Below are 15,046 nucleotides of genomic sequence, written 5' to 3'. Positions count from 1 at the left end.
CACTTAACTGATTATTTCAGTTTGAAAGTGATATGCTTATTTTTTATAAGATCTACGATTTTGTTCGTGCAAGGTTTCCTAGGTTATAGTTCGAGCCTGTAGTCTCTCACTCATACGATTCCCTCAGGCGTCAGCACTTTACAAAATCGTAGAAAATATTGCGCTAACGGGCTTGTTTACACGCACTAACTCGTTAGAAAATGTAACGAGCTTGTCTCAAATTTCTTGCACGTTAGAGGCCCCACTCTCTTATTATTCATTATAAATAATGAGGTACTCGCGCTTACATAACAAAAATCCGAAACATTTGTTATGTTCCGAACTCTTAATTATAAATTGCTTTTCAATAATCTTAATGCTTGTGTCGTTAAATGTCTTAAGGCTATGCCCATTTCTAATTCGGTCATCGTATATTGATCTTTGTTTAGTACTTTAAACATTGCTGTAACTTCTTGTTCAATATATTTATCGAATTTTTCATCTGTTGCACAAACTGCGATATTAACTTTATTGTGTTTATAACATAATTCTGCAATTCTTACTGAAGTCGTCTCGAGTAATTGTTGGTTCGGTTTTAAACCTTCCCCAAACACAACAAAATCAGCTTGCTCAATTAATTGGTCTAAGTATGTCAGTTCGTTAACAACATCTCCACCAGTTACAAGTTCGCCATCCCATAGACAATTTAACATAGCAGCTATACCGCTACCAGATCCGCCTCTTTCTTCTTTACCTAATAATGTTTTATGCTGACTCTTAAACAGTTCACTTATATACCATAAAGCATTATCTATATCTGTAGCCTCTTCTAACGAGATATGATTTAATTCACGTTCTTTCATAACTCGACTACTTTTACCATAATATTTAGATTCAAAATCTGTAATGACTTTAATTTTTTTATCTTTCAAACGTTTATCTAAATCATATAAGTCTATTGTTCTAATATATTTAATCCATTTAGCGCCCTTGCTTAAATCTACTAAAGCACCTTCAGCGTCATAAAACTTTGCACCAAGTGCTTGAATCATGCCTAGACCACCATCATAACTTGCAACGTTACCTACTGATATAATCATTTCATTAGTATTTTCTTTAAGCGCTTCATTAAGCATTTCACCTAAACCGTAAGAAGTGGTTTCACTTGGTCTAATTGTTTCTTCATTTGAAGTTAACACTTCACCCGCTTCTATAACCGTTATGTTATTACCAGTAACTGCATAAACTGATGTCTTAGGGTTCATATATGCATCATGATGATCTACCGAATATTTCGTGCCTGATTGCCATAATAATATTGAATCAATAACTTCTCTTTGACCATTAAATAAAGGTACTTGCACTATATCCGCTTCATTAAATTGAGACTTTATCGCTTCTTCTACAAATCTATTTGCATGATAACTTGATAAAATACCATCAAATTCATCCATCGCAACTAATACTCTCATATTTTTCACCTCATGCTTTTTATCATAATTCATTATACTGTTTTTTTCTCTATTTAACAAAAAAACAAACAGTCAATATGACTGTTTGTCTTATATCATTATTACTCTTCTGCTTTCGATAAACTTGCTACTGTGATATTATCATGACTTGCATCCCACTCGGCATTCCCGTTTATAAAATAAAAAGCCTGTGGTGATTCATGTTTGACGCCAGTTTTGTCAGCTATATAATCAGATAATTCTCTTTCTTCTTGAACAATTAAATAATAACCGTCCATGTCTCTTTCATATAAGAATTTATTAAATTGATCATACGCACTTGCCGAAATAGGACAAGTACTGCTGTGTTTCATTACAAATACGTTTGGGTTATCATTGAGTACTTTTTCAAATTGATCGATGGAAGTTAATTTCACGACCATTTTAATTCACCTCTATCATAATTTAACCAATACAATTGAACACTATAACATCATTCGTTTTATATGGCAAATTCTATTTTTATCTTAATTATGTTTACCCGCATTCTTTGATATTAACCATTAGTTAATTTTGATATACTATAATTACAATAAGGAGGTGCTTTATTTGACCAAAAATGTAACACCTACCCTCATTAAGAGATGGGGAATGATTGATACGATTAATGCATGTTTACTTATTATTTCTATTCTGTTTTTATTCGATTTTAAAAACCAACCTGCATTATCATATATCTTAATTATCGCATTTTCGATTTGGGTTATCTCTTTAGTAGGTAAAAATATATACTTATCACAAACTAAGAAGAAAGAATCCACCGTTAAAAAAGAAGAATAAAAGAAACACACCGATACAGAATAAACTTTTATTCTAATATACGGTGTGTTTTATTTTTCTAATCTATCAATAGCTTTATCATACTTCTCATCTTTTCCTAAGTACGCAACTTTACTGTTAAAGTCATCAGGGGCTTTTATTTTTTGAAGTTTTTCTTCAATAATACTACCTTTTTTTCGTTCCTTATAATAATCACTTAAAGTGTAATACATTTCAATCTGAGATTGCCTCATTTGATTCACTCTATTGGATTTAATATTTGTTTGATTAAGAGCTTTTACATACTTAGATATACTCGGAATGATTTTATCATGGATATACTGTGATTTCTCTTTCACACTATGCGCTTCATTTAAATACTTAGCTTTATTATTTAAATCGTCACTATTTTTATCTATTACTGATACTAACGCTTCATAATCATCTTTATCTTCAGAGCTATCTTTAGCTTTACTAGCATTTTTTTCAGCTACTGCTTTATTTTTCTCAAATACCTCTGTATATTCTAATATTTTCTCATTAGATCTGATAGATTTTTCGAATAGCGATATATATTCATTTAGCTCTGAAATAGAGTCTTCTCTCTTTTTAACATTGCTAACGTAAATATTATGTGCATCTTTTACTTCTTGTGTACTCGGCTCGATATTCTCAGCTTGTTTTTTAAGACTCTTAACTTCAGGTAAGACTTCTTTATCAAGTTCTTTATGAAGCTTATTCAATTCTTTATGTTTTTCAGCTGTTACTTCAGTGCCTACTAGTTGATCTAATTTATCTAAATTTAATTGATTAATATTATCAAGAATTGTGTCTTCTTTTTTATAAATAGGTTTCATATCTCTTTTATATTTTTTAAGATCTGAATTTACCTCATTACTACAAGCTGCAATAATTAATACAAGTACAAATAACATTAAGTAGAGTAATTTAATTTTCATCATTGCACCTCTGTTTCACTTGTATTATACATAATATCATGGATAATTAAAATGTTATATATTATATTCTTATTATTGATTAATGGAAGTGTTATTATGTTAAAAAGACCTCAACCGTTCATTCAATTACAATCAACAAAAAATTTTAAAGCAAAATATATAAAAATTCAACAACTATTGTTTAGCCTATTAAATACACCTATACAAGATGTTTATCATATAGGTGGCACGAAACAAACCCTTTATACAACTGAACCTATCTTAGATGTACTTGTTACCGTGCGTTCATTACATGATATTACTAGCTTAGATGAGAAGAGATTAAACTATCACAACATATATAGATTACACCACTCTTATAAGAAGAAAATTATGATGGCTCAATTTAAAGATATGATTACATTAAGGCAAATTGTGCGTATACATATTGTTGAACAAAACAGTCAAATGTTATATGATTATTTAACTGTAGATGAACTTTTAAATCACGACAACTCAGTTATAGACTCATTTCAAAGTTTTAAAACAAACACTATAAATAACAATAAAAGTGTAAGAGAATATGAGAACAATAAGCAACAATGGTTTCAACAACTTATTGAAAAACATTGCTCATAAGCTATTCGCTTAAACTGGAAAATCTTGATATAATATTTTTAAGAGCACAGTAAAGAAAGGACGTCGAACGGTGAATAACCCTACAATTTTGGAGGATTTATCAAAATTTCTCCCTAAATCATTAATTAAGGTGAATGAACCTTTAAAAAAATATACTTTCACAAAAACAGGTGGAAAAGCAGACTTTTACTTATCCCCTACTTCATATACAGAAGTTCAAAAAATAGTAGAATATGCATACCTTAATCAAATTCCTTTAACGTTTTTAGGGAATGGTTCTAATATCATCATTAGAGACGGGGGTATACGCGGTATTGTAATCAGTTTATTACAATTCAATCAAATTCACGTTCGTGACGGTTGTATAACATGCGGAAGTGGCGCAGCGATTATAGATGTATCAAGACGTGCAAGAGACCATCATTTAACAGGATTGGAATTTGCATGTGGCATCCCCGGTTCTGTCGGTGGTGCAGTCTATATGAACGCAGGAGCTTATGGTGGCGAAGTTAAAGATTGCATTGATTACATTAAAGCTATAGATGATACAGGCAAGCTATATACAATACAAAGCGATGAACTCGAACTTGGTTACAGAACAAGTATTGTTCAACGTCAACATTTAGTTGTACTTGAAGCAACTTTCAAATTACAGCCGGGAGATATAAAGACAATACAAGCTACCATGGATGATTTGACGCAAAGAAGACAAGATAAACAGCCTTTAGAGTATCCATCGTGTGGCAGTGTTTTCCAAAGACCTCCTAACCACTTTGCAGGTAAATTGATACAAGATGCTGACCTACAAGGCCATAGAATAGGCGGTGTAGAAGTATCGACTAAACATGCTGGTTTTATAGTAAATGTAGATAACGGAACAGCTACTGATTACGAAATGATTATTGAACATGTTCAAAAAGTCGTTAAAGAAAAGTTTGACGTAGAGCTGAAACGTGAAGTACGTATTATTGGAGAACCAACAGATCAATTAACAAATTAAAACAAACACTTCAGTGAAACGTATAAGCAGCCAACAAGACAAAATATTGTCTTGTTGGCTGCTTTTTCAGATATATAAATACTCCTAATCCATTAGTTAAATAAACTTAGGATTAGGAGTATTCTTTTTAAGCTGGGGCATTAAAATATCTCAGCTTTATTTCTTATTCTAAACCTTTAGCAACTTCGTCTACTTGTTTTTCAGTAGTTCTTACGCCACCTGAAGCTAAGTACCATAATTGTGGATCAACGTTTACAACTTTGTCTTCTTTAATTGCTGTAACATCTTTGATAACGTCGTTTGATAATGCTTTGTTAGCACTTTCTTTTCCGCCAATCGCTTTACCTCTGTCCATGGCATAGATGATGTCAGGATTCTTTTCAGAAATATATTCGAAGCTTACTGGTTGGCCATGTGTGCTTGCTTTTAAGTCTTTATCGACTGGTTTTACATCCAATACGTCAAAGATTAAGCTACCAAATCTTGCACCTGGACCATATGTAGATAACTCACCTTCGTTAGCTAATAAGTACATTCCTTTTTTATCTGATTTATCAGCTTTTGCTTTAACATCTTTAATTTTCTTCTCTAAGCTCTTGTTTAATTCTTTTGCTTTATCTTCTTTATCGAAAATTTTACCTAAATTATTCGTATTTTCTTCAACTGAGTTCAAGTAATTTTTATCATCTGCACCTACGTATAATCTTGCTGCGTCTGGAGCTGCTTTTTTCAATTCATCTTGTACTTCAGTTCCTGCAGTACGACCAGAGAATAGAATTAAGTCTGGGTCAATTTCTGCAATTTTATCGTAGTTTACTTCTTTAACTGAGCCAGTGTTTACAAATTCGTCACCTTTGAATGTGTCTAAGAATTCAGGTAATGAAGCGCCGCCTTCACCTTTAGGTACACCTTTAACTGCGTCTTTTGCACCTAATGCTTCAACTGTATCTAAAGTACCATAATCTAATACAACAACCTTCTTAGGATTAACTGGAACTTTCACTTTCTCTTCTACTGTCTTAGCATCACTGCCATCTTTCTCTTTACCACGAACTTGATATTTAGATTCGATTTCTACTGTTTTAGAATCACTCTTAGTATCGTCTTTTGATGACTTTTCCTCTTTACTACTTGAATCATTACCGCATGCTACTAATACGATTGATAATACTGCTATTAACATAAAACTAAATACTTTCTTCATGAACTAAACTCTCCTTCTTATATATAATGATGTAAAAACAGTGCATAAATAAATAATTACTTACTTGCAAATATCAAGCATCACTCCTTTCAATGTAAAAAGACTATATTGCTAAAGTTTGAATTTCTTCTGCTTCAATATATTCATTATCAAAGTAAACACAAATGCGTTGTCCATTGATCTCTTCGATTTTAATATCTAAATCATATATACCACTTAGAACAGGTTCTTCTATTACATCATCTTTAGATCCTGCTATTTCTACTTTACCTTCTTTTATGGCAATGATTCTATCTGAATAACAAGAAGCGAAATTGATATCGTGAATCACGAGTACAATCGTTTTATTCATTTCTTTTACAAGTCTTCTTAATATCTTCATAATTTGAACGGAATGTTTCATATCTAGGTTATTTAATGGTTCATCAAGTAAAATGTAATCAGTATCTTGAGCGATTGTCATTGCAATATAAGCACGTTGTCTTTGCCCGCCTGATAATTCACCTAAATATTTGCCTTGTATTTCTGTTAAACCTAAATACTCTAAAGCTTTATCAATCATTTTATGATCTTCTTTTTTCAATTTTCCTTTTGAATATGGGAAACGCCCGAAACTTACTAATTGTCTAACTGTGATTTTCAACTCTGTATGGTTTGTTTGTTTTAAAATAGATAGTTTTTTCGCCAAATCATTACTTTTCATTGAAGATATATCATGGTTATCTATTTTTATACTTCCGTTATCTTTTTCAATTAATCTACTAACCATTGCTAATACAGTACTTTTACCTGCACCATTAGGTCCTATAAATGATGTGATTTTTCCTGTTTCTATTTCGATGTCCACTTCGTCTACGACTTTATTGTTTTGATAAGCTTTCGTTAATCCTTCTACTTTTATCATGTTACATTACGCTCCTTTAATATTAAGAATATAAAGTAAATGCCGCCTATAAAGTTGATCATAATGCTAATTTCAGTGTTGCCTTCAAATAAATGTTCAACTACCCATTGGCCTAAAAATAAACTAATCCAACTAATTAAAATAGCTGTTGGTAGTATATATTTATGTTCAAACCTTTTTATAAATTCATGAGCCAAGTTCACTACAAGTAAACCTAAAAATGTAATAGGTCCGACTAATGCTGTAGAAACTGTAACAAGTAATGCTACCATTACCATCAACCATCTTGTAACTTGTGTATAATTGACCCCTAGGTTGATTGCTTGGTCTCTACCTAATGAAAGTACATCTAAATATGGTTTAATAAAGAACGCAATGATAATCATTATGATTAATACAACGCCGGATATTAAAAGTATGCCTTCATTAATTGCATTAAAACTTGCGAACATTGCACTTTGAATAGATAAGAACTCTTCTGGATCTATCATCATCTCTATAAAACTGGATAAACTTGAGAAGAATGTCCCAAATACAATACCTAATAATAAAATGAAAAACACATTTTGATCTTTAGACCTAAATAATATTTGGAATAAGAATAAACTGAATATAATCATACCGACTAAAGTCACTAAGAAATTTAAATGGTTATTCAAAACAATTGTTGAAGTAGAACCAAAGAAAAATATTAATGAAGTTTTTATAAACATATAAACAGCATCTAAACCAATAATAGAAGGTGTCAAAATTCTATTGTTTGTAATTGTTTGGAAAATAACTGTTGATACTGCAATACTTGCGCCAACTAATAACATCGCGATTGTCTTTCTTACACGACTTGTTAATTGGTATTCTAAAATCTTTGGATTGATGTTATAGAACAAATACAACGCTGCTATTAAAATAGTTATAATGGATAAAAGGATGAGTTTCTGTACTGGTGTTAATTTCTTAAGCATTTTTCGAACGTCCTTTCATCAATAAAACTATGAAAATAAAGCTACCAATTACACCGATTGTTAAACCAATTGTAATTTCGTATGGGAATATAATCAGTCTTCCTAAAATGTCGCATATCATAACAAACAACGCGCCTAAGATTGCAGTGTGCGGTAAAGCATTTTTAAGATGATCACCTCTGAATATTGAAATTAAGTTCGGTATAATTAACCCTAAGAAAGGCATCATTCCTACTGTTACCACAACTAGTGCTGTAATGATAGATGCAATGATTAAACCAATATTAACTATTCTATGGTAATTTAATCCTAAGTTGACACTGAAGTCCTTTCCCATACCTGCAATCGTAAATTTGTTGGCAAAAATATACGCAATTATCAATAAAGGAATACTTATGTATAAAATTTCGTATCTCCCACTAGTAATGATAGAAAAGTTACCTTGCATAAAGTTCCCTATGCTTTGAACAGCGTTTGTTCTTAAAGCAACAAAGGTTGAAAAACTAGAAACAATGTTACCAAGCATTATCCCTACAAGTGGTATAAAAATAACATCTTTGAATTGAATTCTTTGTAGGATTTGCATGAATAACATTGTTCCAAATAAACTTAGTAATGTTGCGAATAAAAGTTTAAATAATATATTCGTGTCTGGAAATAGTATCAGTGAAATTAAAACACCTAACTTTGCCCAATCCATCGTGCCTGCTGTTGTTGGAGAAACAAATTTATTTCTCGTTAACTGTTGCATAATCAGACCGCATATTGCTAAACAACTTCCTGAAATAATAATACTAACCGTTCTAGGAATTCTACTAGATACTAGTATATTTTTCTGTTCATCTGTAAGACTTAATATTTGTAAAGGTCTCACTTCTGAAACACCAATAAATATTGAGAAGAATGTTGCGATAACTAATAATACAATCAATACATCTAAACGCATTAAAAACTTTCCCATGATACACCCTACTTCTCTTAGTTGATAACGATTATCATTATCTTTATTGTAATGAATATTCAGTTAAAATGCAATGCTATTTAAAAAAAGAGTAATGAAATTAAATTTCATTACTCTTTTATAATTATTTTATATTAATATCTTTATTCGGCATTGTATGTTGATCACGTGCTGTGACATGACTTGTGATATTATAAGTACCTTCTTCATCGAATTTATACTTTAAAGTATATTTCCCGTCTTTATTTTCTTTCACTTTTTTCATTTCAGAATTCTTTTTGTCGCCATCTTTTATGATTTCAAACATTACTTCATCAGCGTCTTTTACTTTTTCTTTCCCTAATGTAACTTCAGCAGATAAATCTACTTCTTCCCCTTTTTTCGCTTCTTCTGGTACATCTAGCTTAACTTCTAAAGCTTGAGGTTTATCAGATGAATCATGATCTGACTGCTTATGTTCTGAATGATTTTCTTCTTTTTCTTTATTATCATTACCACAAGCAGCTAATACAGAAATAATTAACAATGATAAAAGACCCAGTAAAACTCTTTTCATATGTAACCCACCTTTTTTAAATTCTATTCTCATTATATCTAATTAAGTAAATGTAAAATGCTCAAATATTGAAAAATATGTTAACTTTTCTATTCAAAAGCTAAAATAACACTTTTATATACTTTCATTTTATATGTTTTCACCTTAAATAAAAAGGTCTTATAAAGTATAGGATACAAAAAACTGCCACTAAAGTTTTGCATTTTGCGACAGTTTTAAGAAAGTAATAATTACTTTTATTTAATTATTGTTTTTAGTTTTCATCGAAAATAAAATCTTCATCTGTTAAAGGTTCAACATTTAGTGCTAATACATATCCATCACCTTTAACGCTGAAAAAGTCATGGTTCTTAGTGCTTGTATCTAAAGCATTTTCGATAATAGGGTTGAATGATTTTTCTTCATAATACGGTTCGAAACCTAAGTTAGCTAACGCTTTATTCGCATTATATGCAACGTAATTCATAACGTCCTCTGTTAACCCAATTTCATCATAAAGCATTTTTGTATATTCATACTCATTTTTGAACAATAGCTCTAGCATGCGGTACATTTCTGTATCTGCCTTTAATTTCTCATCTTCAGTTAATTCATTTCTTAAACTTTGTGCATCTAAACCAGTAAATACACCATGAATAGATTCATCAAGTAATATTTTACGAATAATTTCTCCAGAAGTTGTCATGCGACCTTGTCCTGCTAAATATAATGGATAATAGAATCCTGAGTAGAATAAGAAAGTCTCAAGGAACACACTCGCTACGCGAGCCATATATTGATCATATACTGACGCGTCTTTAGACCATAATTTATGATAATTGCTCAAAATGATATCTGATTTATATTTTAAATGTGGTTCTTCTACTACCCACTTATCTAGTAATTCATTCGTTTCACTGGATGGTAATAATGTTGTGAAAATATGAGAATAACTTTTCGCATGAATTTGCTCCATCATACCCATAAATGAGTAAACTGCTTTTTTACGTAAATCTTTAGTGTGCATCATAATAAGCGGCATGCCGTCGTCAGCTTGATGTGTATCTAAGCCTGTTAATCCAGCCAATGCTTTCTTAAATGCATTCTTTTCAGGTTCTGTTAAAGTTTCCCAACTTGCAATATCTTTAGAAACTTTAAATTCTGTTTCTACCCACATTTGGGAAATGTTTTGACGCCAAAACATGTTTGTCATATCTTCTTGTGTATTCCAATTTACTGCCTTCATGTTAGATCTCCTATCTTATTAAAATGATTAAATTGAACAACTTGTACATTCTTCAACGCTTAATAATTTGTTACGAGTATAATAAAGTGATTTTAATCCTTTATGATGTGCATATACATATAGTCTTGAAAGTTCACGTGTTGAAATTTCAGAATTTACATATAAGATTGTTGAAATACCTTGGTCTACGTGTTGTTGAATCGTCGCAATTAAATCAATTAATTTCATTTGATCTATGTTAAATGCTGATTTGTAATACCACATTGTTTCTGGTGATAAGAATGGCATAGGGTAAAATGTTTCTGAGTTACCATATGTTCTTCTTTCAATTTGGTCAACGATTGGCATAACAGAACTTGTAGCATTTTGAACATAAGAAATACTTTGTGTTGGTGCTATAGCAAGTCTGTATGCATGGTAAAGACCGTTTTCTTTAACTTTTTCAGCTAAAGCTTTCCAATCTTCTGCAGTTGGAATATCTAATCCTTCAAATAAATCTGCTACATTATCAAATTGCGGTTTAATATCTTCTTGTGTATACTTCTCGAAATATTTTCCTGAAGCGTAATCCGATTTATCAAAATCAACGTAAGTTTCTTGTCTTTCTTTCGCTATTTCCATTGAACGCTCTATAGAATAATAGTTCATCATCATAAAGAATACATTTGCAAAGTCTTTAGCTTGTTCTGATTCATAGCCGATTTTATTTTTTGCTAAATATCCATGTAAGTTCATTACGCCTAAACCTACTGAGTGTAATTCATTATTTGCTTTTCTAACACCCGGAGCATTTTTGATTTCAGTGTCATCTGACACAACTGTTAATGCATCCATACCTGTATGAACAGAATCTCTGAATTTTTTAGATTCCATAACATTTACAATATTCAATGAACCTAAGTTACAAGAAATATCACGTTTAATTTCATCTTCTGTTCCATAGTCATTAATAACTGAAGTTTCTTGCAGTTGGAAGATTTCAGTACATAGGTTACTCATTTTAATTTGGCCAATATCAGAGTTCGGATGAACTTTGTTTGCATTGTCTTTAAACATTAAATAAGGATAACCTGATTGTAATTGTGTTTGTGCAATTGTATTTAACATTTCACGTGCATCTTTAGCTTTCTTGATGATGTTAGGGTTTGCTACTAGCTCATCGTAATACTCGTCTAAGTTAATATCATCTAATGTTTTACCGTACTCACGTTCAACCGTGTGTGGTGCAAACATGTAAAAGTCTTTACCTTCTTTTGCTAAATCGAAGAATTTAGAAGGAACAATCAATCCAGTTGAGATAGTTGAAAGTCTAATATCTTCGTCTGCGTTTACTTTTTTAGTATCTAAGAATTCAAGAACATCATAGTGGAAAATGTTTAAATATACTGCGCCTGCGCCAGGTCTTTGACCAAGTTGATCTGCATAACTAAATCCACCTTCTAATGATTTAGCAACTGGTAGTACGCCTTTAGCTACACCTTTAATACCTTTAATCGCTTCGCCACGTGCACGAAGTTTCGATAAGTTGATTGCAACTCCTCCGCCAATTTTACTTAATTGTTTCGCTGTTGAATCAATAAAGTTAATAGAGTTTAAGCTATCATCTACTTCTAATAGGAAACAACTCACTAATTCACCTCGTCTTGCTCTACCCGCGTTTAAGAAAGTAGGTGTTGCTGGTTGAATTCGTTGTTCAATCATTCCTTCAATAAATTGTTTCGCTTGTGCTACGTTTCCTTTAGCTAAATACAATGAAACAATAATAACGTGTTCTTTATATGTTTCTAAATACTGAGATTTATCATTAGTCTTTAAGGCATAATCTTTAAAGAATTTACTTGCTGACATGTAACTTGCAAACTGAAAAGGAATAGAATCTGCAAATTCATTTATTTCTTCTAAATCCGCTTCACTATACTCTTTGAATAAATCATAATAGAAATCTTGATCAACCAAAGCATGTAAACGTTCAATTGGAGTACCAAATTGAATTGTTTTTTCTTTTACTTCTTCTAAATAAACTTCTAATGCTTCTTGGTCTTTCTCAATATCAAAGAAACCATCTTCTCTACGCTTAGTCACTTTATTATTTAATTCGATATGATTATAATTCTGTTTGTTTATCATTTTCATAAAGATTAACCACCTTTTCTCTAAATTCATCTGCTATTTCCTGATTACCATGAAGTTCAAACTTCATTAATAAAGGGACATTATAATTATTCGCAATTTCCTCACTCGCTTTTGCAAAATTATTGCCCCAGTTTCTATTTCCACTGCCAGCTACCGCTTTAAGATTTTTATGATTTATATCTAAAAATGCTTGGACGGGGTCAGGTACTTGGCCAAACCCAATTGTACCTGTGACAATTATAAATGGTTCATTTATTTCTTCTGTCTTGTTTGCTTCAGTGAGAGCCATCGTATTCGATAATCCTGCTCTTTGAATAAATCGTCTAACATTACCTGTTAAAGAAAAATAAATTATCTTCATACACTATCACCTGCCATATGTATATACTTTGTGTTTACGAATTTTTATAAATTAAAAACATAAATTTTTACATAGTTTATAACTTTTTATTCTAAATGCGCAAAACACAAGATATAGTGTTAACTTTTGTTAGTACATACTATATTATGTGATTTATTATAACATTAACGACGAGCCATAACACTCATAATACCTTAAATTTTTATAAAAAATAGGGTTGACTTTATCGATATGTCACACAAGTGTTGTTATATCAACATTTGAAAATTTCTTTATTTTACTTTCATAAATTTTAAAAATTAGAATTCCATATACTTTGTAAAGTGAGTTATGATAATATATGTTCATTGATAAAAAATGGAAGGTGTATAAAATGAATTCTACAATAAAAGGTATTCTTGCTATACTTATATCTTCTATTGGATTTAGCTTAATGGCTGTTTTCTTCAGATTGTCTGGGGATTTACCGGTTTTCCAAAAATCATTATTCAGAAATCTAGTAGCCATGCTTGTTCCAATATATATTGCTTATAAAGCACGAGTATCATTTTTCGGCAAATTAGAAAACCAACCATTGTTAATTTTAAGATCCTCTTTAGGACTCATTGGTGTTTTGCTAAATATTTATGCCATAGACCATATGGTACTAAGTGACGCAGACATGTTAATGAAATTAAATCCATTTTGGACTATTATTCTATGTGCACTATTTCTAAATGAACGCGCTAGAAAATACCAAGTTATTGCAATGATTGTCGCAATAGCAGGTGCAATTTTCATTATCAAGCCATCATTTAATTCAGATATGACACCAGCGATTATTGGTCTATTATCAGGATTATTTGCTGCAGGTGCCTATACTTGTCTGAGACCTCTAGGTAAACGTGAAAAAGCTTATACAACTGTATTCTATTTTTCATTTTTCTCTACAGTAGTACTTATACCTTTTGTTATTTTCACGTATGAACCAATGAGCATAACACAAGTAATCATATTATTGTTATCTGGTGTTTTTGCTACTGTTGGTCAGTTCGGAATAACGATAGCTTATAGTTACGCTGCTGCTAAAGATATTTCAATCTTTGTATACGCGTCAGTTGTATTTAGTGCATTACTAGGTTTTATAATTTTCAAAGAGTCACCTGACTTATTAAGTTACCTTGGCTATATCATTATATTCCTTGCTGGGTATTATATGTTCAAAAAAGCTCAAAGAAATCCAAAACCGGAAGAATCAATAGAAAAAGGAGTATCATAAACAATGTCAGAAGGCAGAAAAAAAGAAGATTTAAAAGATATAACATTATTAGGAAACCAAAACAATCAATATTATGACCAATATAATCCAGAAGTTCTAGAAGTGTTTGATAATAAACACCAAGGCAGAGATTATTTTGTTAAATTTAACTGTCCTGAGTTCACATCATTGTGCCCTATTACAGGACAACCTGATTTTGCTGCAATTTATATCTCATATATACCAAATGTAAAAATGGTAGAATCTAAATCTTTAAAACTCTACTTATTTAGTTTTAGAAATCATGGGGATTTCCATGAAGATTGTATGAATGTTATCATGAATGACTTGATTGAATTAATGGATCCACATTATATAGAAGTTTTAGGTAAATTCACACCAAGAGGCGGTATTTCAATTGACCCATATACTAATTATGGTCGCCCAGGTACAAAGTATGAAGAAATGGCTGAATATCGTATGATGAATCATGACTTATATCCTGAAAACATCGATAATAGATAACAGACCATAATTCCAATATATAGTAGAAATTGAGACATTAGCCTCAATTTCTCAAAAACAAACGCCCAATCCGCTAGTTAAATACGGATTAGGCGTTTGTTATATTTTAATTTATAGCCATTGCTTAATATAAGCGCTTCTATAGCCTCTCA

Annotated in this window: 16 protein-coding genes; 5 read left to right on the top strand and 11 right to left on the bottom strand. The window is 31.1% G+C overall.

From position 1 onward, the window contains the following. Positions 1–329: 329 nt before the first annotated feature. Positions 330–1,451 carry a glycerate kinase gene (locus tag LQ615_RS00940; protein ID WP_135021467.1) on the bottom strand — a complete coding sequence of 374 codons (1,122 nt, stop codon included), beginning with the start codon at positions 1,449–1,451 and terminating at the stop codon, positions 330–332. A gap of 101 nt (positions 1,452–1,552) precedes the next feature. Then, positions 1,553–1,873, bottom strand: a complete 321-nt coding sequence (gene ytxJ, locus LQ615_RS00935) for a bacillithiol system redox-active protein YtxJ (protein WP_017000356.1) — start codon at positions 1,871–1,873, stop codon at positions 1,553–1,555. A gap of 166 nt (positions 1,874–2,039) precedes the next feature. Here ytxJ and LQ615_RS00930 point away from each other — a divergent pair, with 166 nt between their 5' ends. After that, a complete protein-coding gene (locus LQ615_RS00930) occupies positions 2,040–2,270 on the top strand; it encodes a hypothetical protein (protein WP_017000357.1) in 231 nt (76 codons plus the stop codon). A 50-nt stretch (positions 2,271–2,320) separates the two neighbouring features. On the opposite strand, the gene LQ615_RS00925 is transcribed toward LQ615_RS00930, so the two are convergent. Next, on the bottom strand, positions 2,321–3,208 hold the full coding sequence (locus LQ615_RS00925; RefSeq protein WP_135021469.1) for an EMYY motif lipoprotein: 888 nt from the start codon (positions 3,206–3,208) through the stop codon (positions 2,321–2,323). A 96-nt stretch (positions 3,209–3,304) separates the two neighbouring features. On the opposite strand from LQ615_RS00925, the gene LQ615_RS00920 reads away from it, so the two are divergent. Together LQ615_RS00920 and murB are read left to right on the top strand one after the other, a co-directional pair. Next, positions 3,305–3,826, top strand: a complete 522-nt coding sequence (locus LQ615_RS00920; RefSeq protein ID WP_064210890.1) for a GrpB family protein — start codon at positions 3,305–3,307, stop codon at positions 3,824–3,826. A gap of 70 nt (positions 3,827–3,896) precedes the next feature. Continuing rightward, on the top strand, positions 3,897–4,826 hold the full coding sequence (gene murB, locus LQ615_RS00915) for a UDP-N-acetylmuramate dehydrogenase (RefSeq protein WP_064210869.1): 930 nt from the start codon (positions 3,897–3,899) through the stop codon (positions 4,824–4,826). A 163-nt stretch (positions 4,827–4,989) separates the two neighbouring features. Here the strand turns inward: murB and LQ615_RS00910 are convergent, their stop codons facing one another. The 8 genes from LQ615_RS00910 to nrdI all read right to left on the bottom strand — a co-directional run bounded on the left by LQ615_RS00910 (position 4,990) and on the right by nrdI (position 13,132). Beyond that, the gene (locus LQ615_RS00910; RefSeq protein ID WP_017000359.1) at positions 4,990–6,030 is read right to left on the bottom strand and encodes a ferrated catecholamine ABC transporter substrate-binding lipoprotein SstD; all 1,041 of its coding nucleotides are present in this window, start codon (positions 6,028–6,030) and stop codon (positions 4,990–4,992) included. A 103-nt stretch (positions 6,031–6,133) separates the two neighbouring features. After that, positions 6,134–6,934: an iron ABC transporter ATP-binding protein gene (locus tag LQ615_RS00905; protein WP_064210867.1), complete on the bottom strand. Its 801-nt coding sequence runs from the start codon at positions 6,932–6,934 to the stop codon at positions 6,134–6,136. Beyond that, entirely contained in the window at positions 6,931–7,896 is a 966-nt protein-coding gene (locus LQ615_RS00900; RefSeq protein WP_017000361.1) for an iron chelate uptake ABC transporter family permease subunit, read from the bottom strand. The genes LQ615_RS00905 and LQ615_RS00900 overlap by 4 nt, the downstream gene beginning before the upstream one ends. Continuing rightward, positions 7,889–8,857 carry an ABC transporter permease gene (locus LQ615_RS00895; RefSeq protein ID WP_017000362.1) on the bottom strand — a complete coding sequence of 323 codons (969 nt, stop codon included), beginning with the start codon at positions 8,855–8,857 and terminating at the stop codon, positions 7,889–7,891. The genes LQ615_RS00900 and LQ615_RS00895 overlap by 8 nt, the downstream gene beginning before the upstream one ends. 124 nt (positions 8,858–8,981) lie before the next feature. After that, complete coding sequence (locus LQ615_RS00890) at positions 8,982–9,413, bottom strand: FixH family protein (protein WP_103268623.1); 432 nt, start codon at positions 9,411–9,413, stop codon at positions 8,982–8,984. A gap of 253 nt (positions 9,414–9,666) precedes the next feature. Then, positions 9,667–10,638 carry a class 1b ribonucleoside-diphosphate reductase subunit beta gene (gene nrdF / locus LQ615_RS00885; protein ID WP_064204699.1) on the bottom strand — a complete coding sequence of 324 codons (972 nt, stop codon included), beginning with the start codon at positions 10,636–10,638 and terminating at the stop codon, positions 9,667–9,669. Between the two features lie 27 nt (positions 10,639–10,665). After that, a complete protein-coding gene (gene nrdE / locus LQ615_RS00880; protein WP_017000365.1) occupies positions 10,666–12,771 on the bottom strand; it encodes a class 1b ribonucleoside-diphosphate reductase subunit alpha in 2,106 nt (701 codons plus the stop codon). Continuing rightward, on the bottom strand, positions 12,743–13,132 hold the full coding sequence (gene nrdI, locus LQ615_RS00875; protein WP_103268625.1) for a class Ib ribonucleoside-diphosphate reductase assembly flavoprotein NrdI: 390 nt from the start codon (positions 13,130–13,132) through the stop codon (positions 12,743–12,745). The genes nrdE and nrdI overlap by 29 nt, the downstream gene beginning before the upstream one ends. A gap of 373 nt (positions 13,133–13,505) precedes the next feature. Here nrdI and LQ615_RS00870 point away from each other — a divergent pair, with 373 nt between their 5' ends. Both LQ615_RS00870 and queF read left to right on the top strand, forming a co-directional pair. Further along, a complete protein-coding gene (locus tag LQ615_RS00870; RefSeq protein ID WP_135021479.1) occupies positions 13,506–14,390 on the top strand; it encodes a DMT family transporter in 885 nt (294 codons plus the stop codon). Between the two features lie 3 nt (positions 14,391–14,393). Beyond that, positions 14,394–14,894, top strand: coding sequence for a preQ(1) synthase (gene queF, locus LQ615_RS00865; RefSeq protein ID WP_017000368.1), 501 nt, complete (start codon positions 14,394–14,396; stop codon positions 14,892–14,894). Positions 14,895–15,046 lie beyond the last annotated feature (152 nt).

The organism is Mammaliicoccus sp. C-M13 (genome assembly GCF_022386845.1).
GTDB classification, from domain to species: Bacteria; Bacillota; Bacilli; order Staphylococcales; family Staphylococcaceae; genus Mammaliicoccus; species Mammaliicoccus lentus.
This window is presented reverse-complemented; position numbering and strand designations above follow the sequence as displayed.

What these genes read in the sequence shown, in the direction of transcription:
- LQ615_RS00870 (WP_135021479.1), top strand. Translation starts at nt 13,506, where the DNA reads ATGAATTCTACAATAAAAGGTATTCTTGCTATACTTATATCTTCTATT.
- nrdE (WP_017000365.1), bottom strand. Translation starts at nt 12,771, where the DNA reads ATGAAAATGATAAACAAACAGAATTATAATCATATCGAATTAAATAAT.
- LQ615_RS00890 (WP_103268623.1), bottom strand. Translation starts at nt 9,413, where the DNA reads ATGAAAAGAGTTTTACTGGGTCTTTTATCATTGTTAATTATTTCTGTA.
- ytxJ (WP_017000356.1), bottom strand. Translation starts at nt 1,873, where the DNA reads ATGGTCGTGAAATTAACTTCCATCGATCAATTTGAAAAAGTACTCAAT.
- LQ615_RS00905 (WP_064210867.1), bottom strand. Translation starts at nt 6,934, where the DNA reads ATGATAAAAGTAGAAGGATTAACGAAAGCTTATCAAAACAATAAAGTC.
- nrdF (WP_064204699.1), bottom strand. Translation starts at nt 10,638, where the DNA reads ATGAAGGCAGTAAATTGGAATACACAAGAAGATATGACAAACATGTTT.
- queF (WP_017000368.1), top strand. Translation starts at nt 14,394, where the DNA reads ATGTCAGAAGGCAGAAAAAAAGAAGATTTAAAAGATATAACATTATTA.
- LQ615_RS00910 (WP_017000359.1), bottom strand. Translation starts at nt 6,030, where the DNA reads ATGAAGAAAGTATTTAGTTTTATGTTAATAGCAGTATTATCAATCGTA.
- LQ615_RS00895 (WP_017000362.1), bottom strand. Translation starts at nt 8,857, where the DNA reads ATGGGAAAGTTTTTAATGCGTTTAGATGTATTGATTGTATTATTAGTT.
- nrdI (WP_103268625.1), bottom strand. Translation starts at nt 13,132, where the DNA reads ATGAAGATAATTTATTTTTCTTTAACAGGTAATGTTAGACGATTTATT.
- LQ615_RS00925 (WP_135021469.1), bottom strand. Translation starts at nt 3,208, where the DNA reads ATGAAAATTAAATTACTCTACTTAATGTTATTTGTACTTGTATTAATT.
- LQ615_RS00900 (WP_017000361.1), bottom strand. Translation starts at nt 7,896, where the DNA reads ATGCTTAAGAAATTAACACCAGTACAGAAACTCATCCTTTTATCCATT.
- LQ615_RS00920 (WP_064210890.1), top strand. Translation starts at nt 3,305, where the DNA reads ATGTTAAAAAGACCTCAACCGTTCATTCAATTACAATCAACAAAAAAT.
- LQ615_RS00940 (WP_135021467.1), bottom strand. Translation starts at nt 1,451, where the DNA reads ATGAGAGTATTAGTTGCGATGGATGAATTTGATGGTATTTTATCAAGT.